Genomic DNA, 13,637 nt, shown 5'->3' with positions numbered 1-13,637 from the left:
GATTCAACCCGCCTCACACCGGCATCTGCATGATGTCTTGGTAAGCCTGAACCAGTTTGTTGCGTACCTGGGTCATGGCCTGAAAGGAAACGCTGGCCTTCTGCGAGGCGATCATCACTTCGGTCAGGTCGACACCGCCCTGCCCCATTTCGAAGGCAGAGGATATCTGGCTCGAAACCTGCTGGGTTTCGTGAACCTTGTTCACCGCCTGGCCAAGCATGTCGGAAAAGCTCGGAGCGCCGACCTCCTGGGTCTTGACCTCCGGCTTGGCGCGCGCCATTGCATCGGTCTGCATGGCCCGCATTTCCAGCATCAAGCGATTGAATTGAACACCCTGACTCATCTAACCCTCCAACAGCTGCGGTTTTTTTGACGCTTCGCAGCAGGCAAAGACTAGATAGCAACAAGGGTGCCAGATTGAACCGCATCGTCCTGGCATGGCGATGACCTGCACCCTGGCTGGCGACTGTTACGTCCGATGCACTCGCGGCTGTACCGCGACGCAGCCCGGCAGAGGCAAATAGGCTTGTACGATAGGTTCGCCGTTGCGCACCGCCGCATCTTTATAAGTAGAAAGCAAAATGACTGAGATCAGCCGCACCGCCTTGCGTCCCCTGAGCGATAGCTCGCCCTCGACCATCGTGGCTGGCTTCATTGCCATGCTCACCGGCTATACCAGCTCGCTGGTACTGATGTTCCAGGCTGGCCAGGCAGCAGGGCTGAGTACAGCGCAGATTTCATCGTGGATCTGGGCGTTGTCGATCGGCATGGCCATCTGCAGCGTTGGCCTGTCACTGCGTTTTCGCACCCCGGTGGTAGTCGCCTGGTCGACACCAGGCGCCGCGCTGCTGATTACCAGTCTGCCCGGCGTGCCGTACGCGGAAGCGATTGGGGCCTTCATCTTCGCTTCGGCGCTGATTGCCTTGTGCGGTCTGACCGGCCGTTTCGAGCGCCTGATGCGGCGTGTGCCGGCATCGCTGGCCGCCGCGCTGTTGGCGGGCGTGCTGTTCAATATCGGCATCGAGATATTCAGAGCTGTAGAGGTCCAGCCGGTGCTGGTGCTCGGAATGTTCTTCAGCTACTTGCTGGCCAAACGGCTGCAACCACGCTACGCGGTGCTTGCCGCACTGCTGGTCGGCTGCCTGATCGCCGGCGTCTCCGGCTTGCTGGATTTCCAGCGTTTCAGTCTGCAGGTGGCGATTCCGGTATGGACCACGCCAGCACTGTCCTTTGCGGCCATCTTCAGCATCGGCATTCCGCTGTTCGTCATTGCCATGGCCTCGCAGAACATGCCAGGGCTGGCCGTACTGCGGGCCGAGGGCTATCAGGTGCCGGCGTCGCCGCTGATCTCGACCACAGGCATCGCTTCGGTGTTGCTGGCACCCTTCGGCTCCCACGGCATCCATCTCGCGGCGATCACCATGGCGATCTGCGCGGGCCCCGAAGCCCACCCCGATCCGAGCAAACGCTATACGGCGGCTGCGTGGTGTGGCGTGTTCTACGGAATCGCCGGCATCTTCGGTGCAACCCTGGCGGCGTTATTCGCCGCCTTTCCGGCGGCGCTGGTGTTGTCGGTCGCCGCACTGGCGCTGCTCGGTTCCATCGGCTCAGGTCTGACCCAGGCCATGCAGCAACCCGACGAGCGCGAGGCGGCGCTGATCACCTTCATGGTCACGGCGTCGGGGCTGACGCTGTTCGGTATTGGCGCAGCGTTATGGGGATTGATCGCGGGGGTGATCACCTTGCTGATTCTGCGCCGCCGCAACTGAGCGGCGCTGAAAGCGGGTGTCCGGCCAGGCAGCGCCGGGCACGCCGTCAGATCGCCGTCGCACCACCATCCACCGCCAGCGCCTGGCCGGTCGTGAACGCGGCACCATCGCTGCACAGGTACAACACCGCAGCAGCGATCTCCTCGACCTTACCGATGCGTCCGACCGGGTGCATCGCGGCAGCGAACTCAGCCTTGCGCGGGTCGGCCTCGTAGGCGCGGCGGAACATGTCGGTATCGATCACCGCAGGGCACACGGCATTCACGCGGATCTTTTTCTTGGCGTACTCGATAGCGGCCGACTTGGTCAGGCCGATCACCGCATGCTTGGACGCCGCGTAGATACTCATCTTCGGCGCAGCGCCCAGCCCCGCGACCGACGCGGTATTGACGATGGCGCCACCGCCCTGCGCGAGCATCACCGGCAACTGGTGCTTCATGCACAACCACACGCCCTTGACGTTGACGCCCATGATCGCGTCGAACTCCGCCTCGCTGCCTTCGGCCAACCGGCCCTGCTCGATCTCGATGCCGGCATTGTTGAATGCGTAATCGAGCCGACCGAATTGCGCCAGCGTCTGCTCGATGAGCGCCTTGACCTCCGCATCGCGGGTCACGTCGCAGCGCACAGCGATCGCCTCGCCGCCAGCGGCACGAATGCTTTGCGCACCGTCACGAATACCGGCCTCATCGATATCGGCCAAGACCACCTTGAGGCCCTGCTCGGCGAACGCCTGCGCAGTAGCGCGACCGATACCAGCCGCTGCGCCGGTGATCAGAGCAACCTGCCCGGAAAATGTCATGCTCATTGTTGTTCTTCCCGAAGAAATCTAAAGGCCTTGCGCCCGTGAAATGACCGCACAGGGCTTCCCGGTCAGACTTATACCGCTATCTGTTCGCGTATTTCACCGCCGTCACGGTCATATCACCGAACTGGATGCCCTTTCATTCCAGCCTGCTGACGTAGCTTGCGGCGCGGCGCTGGCCGGGCTAAACCAAACCTTTCGCAAACACGAGGCTTATTTCATGACCCTGCTCAACCAGCAATTCCTGCTAGCCCAGCGGCCGATCGGCGCGCCGACCCGGGAAACTTTCGACTATGTCGAGAAGCCGGTGAGCGAGCCTGGCCCCAATCAGATCCTGGTCAAGGTCGAGTACCTGTCCATCGACCCAGCCATGCGTGGCTGGATGAACGATGCCAAGTCCTATATCCCACCGGTTGGCATCGGTGAAGTAATGCGCGCGCTGGGCGTCGGCAAGGTGATCGCCTCGCAGCACCCGGATTACAAGGAAGGTGACTACGTAAACGGTGCGTTGGGTGTGCAGGCGTACTATCTGGGCGAGCCGAAAGGCTTCTATAAGGTCGACCCACAGCAGGCGCCGTTGCCGCGCTACCTGTCGGCGCTGGGCATGACCGGCATGACCGCCTACTTCGCGCTGCTCGCGGTTGGCCAGCCCAAGGCCGGCGAGACCGTGGTGATCTCCGGCGCTGCCGGTGCGGTCGGCAGCGTTGCCGGGCAGATCGCCAAGATCAAGGGTTGTCGCGTGGTGGGCATCGCCGGTGGTGCGGACAAGTGCCGCTTCCTGATCGAGAAACTCGGCTTCGACGGTGCCATCGATTACAAGAACGAGGACCTGGCAGCGGGCTTGAAGCGCGAGTGCCCGAAAGGCGTGGACGTGTTCTTCGACAACGTCGGTGGCGACATCCTCGATACCGTGCTGCAGCGCATCACTGTTGGTGCGCGGGTAGTCATCTGCGGCGCCATCAGCCAGTACAACAACAAGGAAGCGGTGAAGGGCCCGTCCAACTATCTGTCGCTGCTGGTCAATCGCGCGCGGATGGAGGGTATGGTGGTGACCGACTACGTCTCGCGTTACCCCGAGGCGATGCGCGACATGGCCGAATGGCTCGCGAGCGGCCAGCTCAAGAGCAAGGAAGACATCATCGAGGGATTGCAGACCTTCCCGGACACGCTGATGAAGCTGTTCACCGGCGGCAACTTCGGCAAGCTGGTGCTCAAGGTCAGTTGATTACCAGCGCGCTTCGTCAAAAAGGCTGAGCCGTGAGGCCCAGCCTTTTTTTCGTCATGCCAGTTCGGCCACCACGGCTGCGAGCGCTTGCGCCGGATCGGCTGCCTGGGCGATCGGCCGGCCGATCACCAGATAATCGGAGCCCGCGGCCATGGCCTGGGCCGGAGTCAGGATGCGACGCTGATCGTCCTGCGCACTGCCGGCCGGACGAATGCCTGGGGTGACCAGTTGCAGCGCCGGGAACTGCGCCTTGAGCGGCACGGCCTCCTGCGCCGAACAGACCAGCCCGTCGAGGCCCGCCTGCGACGCCAGCCCGGCCAGCCGCAACACCTGATCCTGCGGCGCGATATCCAGACCGATGCCGGCGAGATCGTCCTGCTCCATGCTGGTCAGCACGGTTACACCGATCAGCAACGGTGCAGGCCCGGACATGCTGGAAAGCGTTTCACGGCAGGCCGCCATCATCCGCAGACCACCGGAACAGTGCACATTGACCATCCACACACCCAGCTCGGCAGCGGCCTTCACCGCCATGGCCGTGGTGTTGGGAATGTCGTGGAACTTGAGATCGAGGAACACCTCGAAACCCATGCCCTGCAAAGCCTCGACTACCGATGGGCCGCAACGCGTGAACAGCTCCTTGCCAACCTTGACCCGACACAGGCCGGGATCGAGCTGCTGCGCCAGTGCCAGCGCGGCATCGCGAGAGGGGAAATCGAGCGCTACGATAATCGGAGTCTGGCAGGTCATGACACGTCCTCGGAAAAGTCGGCGCGCATTGTCGCAGAAAACGCCGAGCGCGACGAAAGCCCACATGCAAGGTCAAAATCCAGGCATGACCTTGACCCGGATTGGTGACCCCGCGAGCGTGCCAACGTAAAGTGCAGCTCGAGCGTCCCATCAACCACTCGCCTGGAGAAACAGCATGCCCTGGTATTTCTGGCTGATTCTGCTCGTCGCACTCGGATCGATTGTTGGCAGCCTGCTGATGCTGCGCTCGACCGCACGCAAGATCCCGCTGACTGAGGAACAGAAGAAACGCATTGCCCAGCGCAATGCCGAAGCGGATGCGCAGGAATCGCGTGATCGATAATACGAAGCTCCGCACCTGGCACGAGTTTTCGGTAACGGTTAGTGGCTTAAAGCCTTCATAACCGCGATCATTGCAGTTCTGGCAAGGACCCCCGCATGCACACGCCCTCCGATGGCAACGGCCCAATGAAGCCGAAGGCCAAAACACTCTTCGCCCGACGTATTCTGCCCAGCATGGTTGCGCTCCTCGTGGCCGCACTGGTTGCGGCTGCGCTTGCACTGATCCACATCGCTCGGCACATCGATCGGGATGCTTTGGCACAGAGCCAGTTCCTCGCCAGCAAGGCGCTGCAGGCACAGCACGACTGGATGAACCGTTCCATCGTCGACTACGCCTTCTGGGGCGACGCCTACAGACACCTCAACGGGCAACCCGATACCGATTGGGCATACACCCAGGCCAACCTCGGCCCCTCGCTTTACAAGGACTTCGATTACGAAGCCGTACTGGTGATAAATCCGGCCGGCGAAACCGCCTACTCGGTAGTTCGTGGCAAATTGCAGCCGGTGGATAGCCACGAGTACCTGCAGGGCGGCCTGCCGGAGCTGCTGGCACGCGCCCGCACCGCAGTGGAAGAGGATGCCGGGGTGTCCTCGCTACTATGGGCAGAAGGTCAGCCAGCACTGGTCGCCGCGGCGGTGTTGAGCACGGGCGGCGCCGACGTCGAGGAGATCGACGGCCCCTCATCGGTTCTGCTCTTCGTTGACCTGCTGGATGCAGCGCGGCTGGAAGAAATAGGCGAGCAGTATGCAATCGAGCATCTACGGCTGGCCGACGATCAGGGGCCTGAGGATGGCACCGGCATCACGCAGACGATGGAAAACGGATCGACCATCCGCTTCACCTGGACCGCGCCGCAACCCGGTCGCCTATTGCTATGGATCACCCTACCGATTCTGGCGGCGGTCGCGCTCGGTCTCGGACTGCTCGCCTGGCTGCTGATGCGCCATGCCCTGCGCTCCATGCATCTGCTCGATGTCAGCTACGCAAGGCTCGCAGCGAGCCGCAGCGCTTTAGCCGAAAGCGAAGAACGCTTTCGCGATGTTGCCGAGGCGGCTTCCGACTGGATCTGGGAGACCGATGACCAGGCGCGTCTGACGTTTCTCTCCAATCGATTTCGGCAAATCACCGGCCATGAACCCAAACAGTGGCTGGGCCGCCCCTTGCTGGAGCTGCTGATCTCCGACAGCGCAGCGCTGCAGGGCTGGCTCGAAGCACCCGAGATTACGCCGCTGCGCAGCAGCTATCGGGCAGCAGACGGCTGTGAGCGCTTTTGCCGGCTGGCGGCCCGCAGCATCCAGCATGACGGCAAGCTGGTCGGTTACCGCGGCACGGCCAGCGACGTTACCGAGGAAACCAAGGCGCAGGCGCGAGTCCAGTACCTTTCGCAGCACGATCCGCTGACCGGCCTGCCCAACCGCAGCCGGCTGCGTGACTACCTAGAGCAGAACCTGGCATCGCTGCGCAGCGGCTCGACGATGACGCTGCTTTACATCGATCTGGATCGTTTCAAGCCGGTGAACGACACCCTCGGCCATGCGGCGGGTGATGAAGTACTGATGGGCGTAGCCTCGCGGCTTCGTGAACGCACGCGCGACGGCGATCTGGTGGCACGCCTGGGAGGCGACGAGTTCGTAGTCGCCCTGCATCGCATGAGCGAAGACGAAGACATCGACCGCCTGTGCAACCGCATCATCGAGGCGCTCAGCGCGCCGTTCGCCTATGAGGACCACCAGATCAGCATCGGCGCCAGCATCGGCGTGGCCCTGGCGCCTATGGATGCCACCCAGGCTAACGAACTCCTGCGCTGTGCCGACATTGCCCTCTATCAGGCCAAGGATGCCGGCCGTGGGACATGGCGTGCCTATGGGCGGGACATGGACCAGCGCCTGCATGAACGACTCAGGCGCGAGGAGCAACTGCGCGTTGCGATCGCCGAACAGCACCTGGAAGTCCATTACCAGCCGCGCTACCTGAGCCAGGGCATGCAGATCATCGGCGCGGAGGCACTGGTACGTTGGCATCACCCCACCCACGGTCTGCTGCTGCCCGAGCAGTTCATCCCGCTGGCCGAAGAAACCGGATTGATCATCCCGCTCGGCCGCTGGGTCCTGCATCAAGCCTGTCAGCAGGCCGCCAGCTGGCCAGTGGACATGGTCGTCTCGGTCAACCTCTCACCGCTGCAGCTGCATGACGATCGCCTGCTGGACGAGATCGCCCACGCACTGCGCGAGAACGGCCTGGCAGGTGAGCGTCTGGAGCTGGAGATCACCGAAAGTGCGCTGCTGCAGGAAACACAAAGCACACTGGAGCTGCTCAAGCGCATCAAGGCGCTCGGCGTACACCTGGCCGTGGATGACTTCGGCACTGGCTACTCGTCGCTGACCAGCCTGCGTCACTATCCGTTCGACGTGATAAAGATCGACAACAGCTTCGTGGCTGGTATCGAACAGTCAACGGAAGATCATTCAATCGTACGCGCCCTGATCGAGCTGGGCCGCGGGCTGCAGATGCGCGTGACGGCCGAAGGTGTGGAAACCGAAGAACAGCTGCGCTTGCTGACCGATGACGGATGCACCGAAGTGCAAGGCTTTCACATGAGCCTGCCGATGCCCGCCGAGGAACTGAGGCGCCTGCTTGCGGATGCCGACTGATGCCCGTTGATCTACTTCGCCTCGTCACGGACGATGCCTGAGTTCAGCGTTTGAACTCGAAACGGATTTCGGCTCCCTCGATCAACGCCTCGTCATCGTCCTCGCCTGAAATAAGGCGGCCGCCGATCTGCATCGACTGAGATGCCTTGCCTTTTTCGAAAAGAGGCGGCAGCAGCCGTGCAGCCTCGGCACTGGGCGCAGGCATCAGCGCCTCGACGAGCTCGTCCGGCAAGTGCAGATCCAGTTCAGGCTCGGCAAGCTCAACCTCCTCCGGCTTCGGAGGCTCAGGGCGCCGGGCTGGAGCAGGCCGCGGTGCTGGTTGCGGTTCAGGAATGCTGATCTGCACGTCTGGCAAAGCCGGGTCGGCAGATTCCTCGGGCGCCGCCAGTTCAATCTGCAGGTCCGGCGGCGCCTCTGCCGGCTCTGAGCCAACCGGAGCCGGCGCAGATTGCTCGACCGGCGCAGGTACATCCTCAGGCTCGGGCCTCGAATCATCATCACCACATCCGCCCAGCAAGGCCAACAAAAACAACAGCACCAGCGGCCTTTGCATGGGATGCACCTCAGAACTGCGGGGGTAAAAACACTATTGTGCGTCCCTGCACAGCTCCGAAGCCAGCTGCCCGAGTGTTCGCAGCGCTCGCTCGGTTTCGTTGTTCCAGGGGAGCCCACAATTGAGACGAATGCAGTGGTTGAATTGTTCAGTGTTACTGAAGATCAACCCTGGGGCGATGCTGATGCCCTGCTCAAGCGCTCTCACGTGGAGATCCTGCGTATTGACCCGCACCGGCAGGCTGACCCAGAGAATGAAGTTGCCCTTGGGCCGCGTCATCTGGGTACCCTGCGGAAAATAGCGTTGTACCGCCAACTGAAAGGCGCTGAGGTTCTTGCGGTATTCCTGGCGAATCGCTCGCAGGTGCCGGTCGTAGCCACCATTTTCGAGGTAAGCCGCCACCCCCATTTGCGTGACGCTACAGGCGGAGTGGGTGCTAAAGGTCTGCAACCGCTCAATCTCCGGCTGGTAACGGCCGGCGATGACCCAGCCGATCCGCACGCCCGGCGACAGTGTCTTGGAAAAGCTCGAACAGTAGATGACTCGCCCCTCACGATCATTGGACTTGAGCGCCTTGTACTGGTCCTGCTCGAACATCAGTTCGCCGTAGATATCGTCTTCGACGATCTGGATGTCGAAGCGCGCCGCCAAACTCAGCAATTGCTTCTGCCGAGGATCAGGCATGCTCACCCCCAGCGGATTGCTCAGTCGCGCGGTCAACACCAGTGCCTTGATCGGCCACTGCCCCGCCGCCAGCTGCAGCGCCTCCAGACTCATGCCGGTATCGGGATCGCTGGGGATCTCAATGACCTTGAGTCCAAGCAGATCGGCCAGCTGCAACAGCCCGTAGTAAGTGGGTGACTCGGCTGCAATCAGATCCCCGGGCTTGGTCAGCACCCGCAGGGACATCTGCAACGCGTCCACACATCCATGGGTAATGACGATCTCGCTCGAATCGACCACCACCCCTGCGTCGCGCATGCGGATCGCGACCTGGCGTCGCAACGGCTCGTAACCGGGGCTGAACATGTAGCTGAACGCCCGCGGACTTTGAAAACGCGTGACTTTGGCCAGCTGCTGGTGCAACGCCCGTACCGGCAGGTAATCGACGTGGGGTACCGCTGCTCCTAAAGGAATCAGCCCTTCGCGGCGCGACTCGCTGAGCACCTGATTGATGATGCTGCTGCGAGTGACCAGCGTCGGCCGTTCCACCTGGGCAATATCCGGCGTCGGTGCGGTAAGGACCGGCGTCTGGTGAACATAGAAGCCGGATTGCGGACGCGCGCGGATCATGCCCTGATCCTCGAGGTTGGCATACGCCTGCAAAACCGTCGCATGGCTGACACTGAGCTGTCGGCTCATCTTGCGCACCGAGGGCACGCGCTCGCCGGGTCGATACACGCCCCGCCGGATATCCTCGGCAAGCTGCTGGGCAATGCGCTGATAGAGCAACAGATTGGTCATTACGTCGGTCTCCTGCCAACTGAACCGTAACAGTAGCTCAGTGATTCAGAACGAGACCAATACAGTTGCGCTAAGTGTGGGCGAAACAGTCGACGTTGCGTTCTGCTCGCTAACGATCAGGACCGAGATTGCCTTCGACGTCGGAGAACAGTATTTCGACGCGACGATTCTGCGCGCGGCCCCTGGCCGACGCGTTTTCGGCCAGCGGGAACCGCTCTCCGTAGCCCCGTACCTCGATACGCTCGGCCGCGATACCCAGATTCAGCAGCAGGTCGGCCACGGTCTGCGCCCGGGCCTGGGACAGTGCGAGATTCGCTTGCGGGTCACCGCGGCTGTCGCTGTAACCCTCGATGCGCACCTTGCGCTGCGGATTGAGCTGGAGGAAGTGGACGAGCTTGAGCAGTGTCCGGTTGGCGGAGCTGTTCAAATCGGCACTGCCGGCATGGAACAGCAGGTCACCCAGTGTCATCACCATTCCACGATCAGTTTCGCTCGCCGCCAGGCTCATCATCTGATCTTCCAGCCAACGCCCCTGCTGTTCGGCCGTCATCAGCTGGGCATCCTGCAACATGCGGCGCAGCCGGTCACGCTCCATTTCCAGTCGGGCAACCTGCTCCTGATGCTGCAACAGCGCGCCCTGCTGATCGGCGATCTCGCTGTAGCGCTGGCTCAGATAAGCGTAATGGCGCGCATCTGCAGTACCGCCCCAGTACTCGTTGAAGCGTTCCGCGCGCTGCAGCGTCTCCAGCGCACGCTGCAGATCCTTGGGTGCCGCACGCTGAACCATGCTGTCGGCCTGTACGCGCTCCAACGTAGCGGAAGCCTGACCGATCTCGCGCTCGGCTTCCTGACTGACGCAACCAGCCAGCAGTACAGCGATTGCAAAGGCTAATGGGTTTCTCACCGGACTTCTCCCAGTTGCTGGCGTAAGCGCTGGATACGTCGGGTGAGATCGTCCATCTGCGCCTGGCGCTTGTCCCTGAGCACCCTGGCTTCGGCCAGACGGGCATCCAGCTCTGCCTGTTCGGCGAGTACGCGCGCTTCGCGGTTATCACCTGCTTCCAAGGCGGCGCGTGCCGCGCTCAGCTTGCTCTCGGCAAGGACCAGTTCCTCGTAGGCCTCGGAGGCATCCACGGAGCGCGCCTGCTCAACGGCCTGCTCGCTCAGACGCAACTGTTCGATCGGGGCTGGGTCACTCGCGCACCCACTCATCAGGAGGACGGCAAGCAATACGCTGGGAAAAAGCTGTTTCAATACGGCGAATCCTAGTTCTTCGGAGCGTTTACCCGCTCCGACTGCTGGTTCTTCCACACTGTCAAATTATGCGCCACCAGCTGCTCGGGCACGCCGGCAGCACGCAATTCTGTCATCTTCCGCGCCAGCTGTCCTCGCAACCAGGGATCATTGCAGGCAGAGTCGTGGGAGATAGCCAGGTGCATATCCCGCGCTACGACCGGAGGTTCGAGACGCTGAACCTTGTCCAGAACGCCCGCCGCATCGGCTGCAGCAACGGCGCTGTAGCGCTCATGCAACAGGTAGTCGGCACCGCCGGACACCAACTTCTGCAGCCCTTGAGGCAGACCGGGAACCTGCTGCAATTTCAGATCGCTCTTTGCAAAGGCGTCGAACTCACTCCCCAGTCGGCTGACGCCGACGGTCATGCCGGTATGACCTCGCAGATCCTCGCGACTCGCGTAAAAGAAGCCCGGTTCGTTGCGCACCCAGGCGACGGTCTGCAGCTGCAGGATGGGGGGATGAACGAAGTCCAGCTCTTCTAGCCGCTGCACGGTCAGGGTTGCGTCCGCCAGTACGTCGACCCGGCCGCTGCGCACCTCCTCGAGCGCCTTGGCACGATCACCGGTGTAAAGCAGGTCCAGCTTCAGGTCGAGGGACTTGGCGATCTGTCCGAGCAGATCGGCATTGGCGCCAATCAGACGTTTGGGGTTCTGCGGATCGCGCCAAAAAAACGGTGGGTTGTCGGCCGCCCCGGTAGCGACCAGACGATCACACTTTCCCGCTGCCGTTGCCATGAGCGGCGTTGCCAGCACCAGCGCGGCCAGAGCCAATTTCGGAAAAGCGAAACGCATGAAGATCCCCTTGCTGAGTGAACCGGGTACATTGGGTTCGCCGATGTTACACCGACGCCCCCATCGATCGCCCATGAAAAAACCCGCTACATGAGCGGGTTCTTTCCTGCAGCGATTGACGTCAGACGAGCTTTTCCAGCTCCGGCACGATCTCGAACAGATCGCCCACCAGGCCGTAATCAGCCACCTGGAAGATCGGCGCTTCCTCGTCCTTGTTGATCGCAACGATCACCTTGGAGTCTTTCATGCCCGCCAGGTGCTGGATGGCACCGGAGATACCGACCGCGATGTACAGCTGCGGCGCGACGATCTTGCCGGTCTGGCCGACCTGCATGTCGTTCGGCACGAAACCGGCATCGACTGCGGCACGGGATGCACCAACCGCGGCGCCGAGCTTGTCGGCCAGCGAATACAGGTGCTTGAAGTTGTCACCGTTCTGCATGCCGCGACCGCCGGAAACGACGATCTTGGCAGCGGTCAGCTCAGGACGATCCGACTTGGCCAGCTCTTCGCCAACGAAGGCGGATTTGCCCGCATCACCGGTCCCGGAGATCTGCTCGACTGCAGCCGAGCCACCTGTGCCATTCACCGCGTCGAAGCCGGTGGCGCGCACAGTGATGACCTTCACAGCAGCGCTGGACTGCACGGTAGCGATGGCGTTACCGGCGTAGATCGGACGCTTGAAGGTGTCCGGGCTCTCAACGGCGATGATCTCGGAGATCTGGTCGACATCCAGCTGAGCGGCAACGCGCGGCAGGAAGTTCTTGCCGTTGGTGGTCGCTGCAGCCAGTACGTGGCTGTAGTTCTTGGCCAGATCGGCGATCAGTGGTGCGACGTTCTCCGGCAGCTGGTTGGCGTAAGCCGCATCGTCGGCGACCAGTACCTTAGCTACGCCTTCGATCTGTGCGGCTGCTTCGCCGATGGCGCCGCAGCCGCTGCCGGCTACCAGTACGTGAATGTCGCCACCGATGGCCTTGGCGGCGGCAACGGTGTTCAGGGTAGCGGCCGCGAGGACGGCATTGTTGTGTTCAGCGATAACCAGGATAGTCATTTAGATTACCTTCGCCTCGTTCTTCAGTTTCTCGACCAGTTCAGCCACGGACTTGACCTTGATACCGGCGCTGCGGGCAGCCGGCGCTTCGACTTTCAGGGTCTTCACGGTGGAGGTGGTGGTGACGCCCAGCGCATCCGGAGTCAGCACTTCCAGCGGCTTCTTCTTGGCCTTCATGATGTTCGGCAGCGACGCGTAGCGCGGCTCGTTCAGACGCAGGTCGGTGGTGACGATCGCCGGCAGGTTCAGCGCGACGGTCTGCAGGCCGCCGTCGATTTCGCGGGTGACGTTGACCTTGTCGCCAGCCACTTCCACCTTGGAGGCGAAGGTGCCCTGGGCATAGCCGGTCAGCGCGCCGAGCATCTGGCCGGTCTGGTTGTTGTCGCTGTCGATCGCCTGCTTGCCGAGGATGACCAGCTGCGGCTGCTCCTTGTCAACCACGGCCTTGAGCAGCTTGGCCACCGCCAGGGAGTTCAGTTCGTCGTTGGACTCGACCAGCACGGCGCGGTCGGCGCCCAGCGCCAGCGCGGTGCGCAGCTGCTCCTGGGCAGCGGTCGGACCGATGGAGACGACAACGATTTCGCTCGCTACGCCCTTCTCTTTCAGGCGTACGGCTTCTTCCACGGCAATTTCGCAGAAGGGGTTCATCGACATCTTGACGTTGGCGAGGTCAACGCCGGAATTGTCCGCCTTGACGCGAACCTTGACGTTGTAATCGACCACTCGTTTGACAGCTACAAGAACCTTCATGGATTCCTCGTTACTCTCCGGTGAATAGAATTCCGCCGAGGCGAACCGAGCCTTGCTCGTGGCTTGGGTTTTGATAGCCGCTGCCCTGTTCGGCGAGTGCAAACCGTCCGTATCTTGACCGCTGGCTGCGGACGGGGTCAACAACGCATATGACCCGTCATAACTTCGCGGTTCGGGCGATTCTAA

The 13,637-nt window shown here is 62.1% G+C and carries 14 protein-coding genes; 4 read left to right on the top strand and 10 right to left on the bottom strand.

All coding sequences use genetic code 11. The features are described from left to right. Window positions 1-13: 13 nt before the first annotated feature. Window positions 14-343, bottom strand: a complete 330-nt coding sequence (fliE, locus tag EA798_RS07280; protein WP_015276569.1) for a flagellar hook-basal body complex protein FliE — start codon at window positions 341-343, stop codon at window positions 14-16. A gap of 238 nt (window positions 344-581) precedes the next feature. On the opposite strand from fliE, the gene EA798_RS07275 reads away from it, so the two are divergent. Continuing rightward, entirely contained in the window at window positions 582-1,769 is a 1,188-nt protein-coding gene (locus EA798_RS07275) for a benzoate/H(+) symporter BenE family transporter (RefSeq protein WP_122098522.1), read from the top strand. Between the two features lie 46 nt (window positions 1,770-1,815). On the opposite strand, the gene EA798_RS07270 is transcribed toward EA798_RS07275, so the two are convergent. Then, entirely contained in the window at window positions 1,816-2,577 is a 762-nt protein-coding gene (locus EA798_RS07270) for an SDR family oxidoreductase (protein WP_106158303.1), read from the bottom strand. A gap of 217 nt (window positions 2,578-2,794) precedes the next feature. On the opposite strand from EA798_RS07270, the gene EA798_RS07265 reads away from it, so the two are divergent. Further along, a complete protein-coding gene (locus tag EA798_RS07265) occupies window positions 2,795-3,799 on the top strand; it encodes an NADP-dependent oxidoreductase (protein WP_122098521.1) in 1,005 nt (334 codons plus the stop codon). Between the two features lie 54 nt (window positions 3,800-3,853). Here EA798_RS07265 and pyrF read toward each other — a convergent pair whose 3' ends face one another. Next, the gene (gene pyrF / locus EA798_RS07260; RefSeq protein ID WP_106158301.1) at window positions 3,854-4,549 is read right to left on the bottom strand and encodes an orotidine-5'-phosphate decarboxylase; all 696 of its coding nucleotides are present in this window, start codon (window positions 4,547-4,549) and stop codon (window positions 3,854-3,856) included. 175 nt (window positions 4,550-4,724) lie between these two features. On the opposite strand from pyrF, the gene EA798_RS07255 reads away from it, so the two are divergent. Both EA798_RS07255 and EA798_RS07250 read left to right on the top strand, forming a co-directional pair. Beyond that, window positions 4,725-4,892 (top strand): DUF2897 family protein, encoded by a 168-nt coding sequence (locus EA798_RS07255; protein ID WP_015276564.1) that lies wholly within the window; start codon window positions 4,725-4,727, stop codon window positions 4,890-4,892. Window positions 4,893-4,987: 95 nt separating this feature from the next. Then, window positions 4,988-7,546 (top strand): bifunctional diguanylate cyclase/phosphodiesterase, encoded by a 2,559-nt coding sequence (locus EA798_RS07250; RefSeq protein WP_122098520.1) that lies wholly within the window; start codon window positions 4,988-4,990, stop codon window positions 7,544-7,546. A 43-nt stretch (window positions 7,547-7,589) separates the two neighbouring features. Here the strand turns inward: EA798_RS07250 and EA798_RS07245 are convergent, their stop codons facing one another. The 7 genes from EA798_RS07245 to EA798_RS07215 form a co-directional block, all read right to left on the bottom strand. After that, window positions 7,590-8,099 carry a hypothetical protein gene (locus EA798_RS07245; RefSeq protein WP_122098519.1) on the bottom strand — a complete coding sequence of 170 codons (510 nt, stop codon included), beginning with the start codon at window positions 8,097-8,099 and terminating at the stop codon, window positions 7,590-7,592. 33 nt (window positions 8,100-8,132) lie between these two features. After that, entirely contained in the window at window positions 8,133-9,563 is a 1,431-nt protein-coding gene (locus EA798_RS07240; RefSeq protein WP_122098518.1) for an aminotransferase-like domain-containing protein, read from the bottom strand. 109 nt (window positions 9,564-9,672) lie between these two features. After that, window positions 9,673-10,467 (bottom strand): OmpA family protein, encoded by a 795-nt coding sequence (locus EA798_RS07235; protein WP_122098517.1) that lies wholly within the window; start codon window positions 10,465-10,467, stop codon window positions 9,673-9,675. Then, window positions 10,464-10,817, bottom strand: coding sequence for a DUF4398 domain-containing protein (locus EA798_RS07230; protein ID WP_122098516.1), 354 nt, complete (start codon window positions 10,815-10,817; stop codon window positions 10,464-10,466). The genes EA798_RS07235 and EA798_RS07230 overlap by 4 nt, the downstream gene beginning before the upstream one ends. An 11-nt stretch (window positions 10,818-10,828) precedes the next feature. Next, window positions 10,829-11,650, bottom strand: a complete 822-nt coding sequence (locus EA798_RS07225; RefSeq protein ID WP_122098677.1) for a substrate-binding periplasmic protein — start codon at window positions 11,648-11,650, stop codon at window positions 10,829-10,831. A 121-nt stretch (window positions 11,651-11,771) separates the two neighbouring features. Continuing rightward, window positions 11,772-12,701 carry an electron transfer flavoprotein subunit alpha/FixB family protein gene (locus EA798_RS07220; RefSeq protein ID WP_122098515.1) on the bottom strand — a complete coding sequence of 310 codons (930 nt, stop codon included), beginning with the start codon at window positions 12,699-12,701 and terminating at the stop codon, window positions 11,772-11,774. After that, the gene (locus EA798_RS07215; protein WP_003283644.1) at window positions 12,702-13,451 is read right to left on the bottom strand and encodes an electron transfer flavoprotein subunit beta/FixA family protein; all 750 of its coding nucleotides are present in this window, start codon (window positions 13,449-13,451) and stop codon (window positions 12,702-12,704) included. Between the last annotated feature and the right edge of the window lie 186 nt (window positions 13,452-13,637).

This window comes from Pseudomonas songnenensis (genome assembly GCF_003696315.1).
Lineage (GTDB): Bacteria > Pseudomonadota > Gammaproteobacteria > Pseudomonadales > Pseudomonadaceae > Stutzerimonas > Stutzerimonas songnenensis.
Note: the sequence above shows the minus strand (reverse complement) of the source record. Positions and strands in the feature narration are given on the sequence as shown.

Excerpts from the sequence above, each read along its gene's own strand:
- fliE (WP_015276569.1), bottom strand. The coding sequence starts at position 343 with ATGAGTCAGGGTGTTCAATTCAATCGCTTGATGCTGGAAATGCGGGCC.
- EA798_RS07275 (WP_122098522.1), top strand. The coding sequence starts at position 582 with ATGACTGAGATCAGCCGCACCGCCTTGCGTCCCCTGAGCGATAGCTCG.
- EA798_RS07270 (WP_106158303.1), bottom strand. The coding sequence starts at position 2,577 with ATGAGCATGACATTTTCCGGGCAGGTTGCTCTGATCACCGGCGCAGCG.
- EA798_RS07265 (WP_122098521.1), top strand. The coding sequence starts at position 2,795 with ATGACCCTGCTCAACCAGCAATTCCTGCTAGCCCAGCGGCCGATCGGC.
- pyrF (WP_106158301.1), bottom strand. The coding sequence starts at position 4,549 with ATGACCTGCCAGACTCCGATTATCGTAGCGCTCGATTTCCCCTCTCGC.
- EA798_RS07255 (WP_015276564.1), top strand. The coding sequence starts at position 4,725 with ATGCCCTGGTATTTCTGGCTGATTCTGCTCGTCGCACTCGGATCGATT.
- EA798_RS07250 (WP_122098520.1), top strand. The coding sequence starts at position 4,988 with ATGCACACGCCCTCCGATGGCAACGGCCCAATGAAGCCGAAGGCCAAA.
- EA798_RS07245 (WP_122098519.1), bottom strand. The coding sequence starts at position 8,099 with ATGCAAAGGCCGCTGGTGCTGTTGTTTTTGTTGGCCTTGCTGGGCGGA.
- EA798_RS07240 (WP_122098518.1), bottom strand. The coding sequence starts at position 9,563 with ATGACCAATCTGTTGCTCTATCAGCGCATTGCCCAGCAGCTTGCCGAG.
- EA798_RS07225 (WP_122098677.1), bottom strand. The coding sequence starts at position 11,650 with ATGCGTTTCGCTTTTCCGAAATTGGCTCTGGCCGCGCTGGTGCTGGCA.
- EA798_RS07220 (WP_122098515.1), bottom strand. The coding sequence starts at position 12,701 with ATGACTATCCTGGTTATCGCTGAACACAACAATGCCGTCCTCGCGGCC.
- EA798_RS07215 (WP_003283644.1), bottom strand. The coding sequence starts at position 13,451 with ATGAAGGTTCTTGTAGCTGTCAAACGAGTGGTCGATTACAACGTCAAG.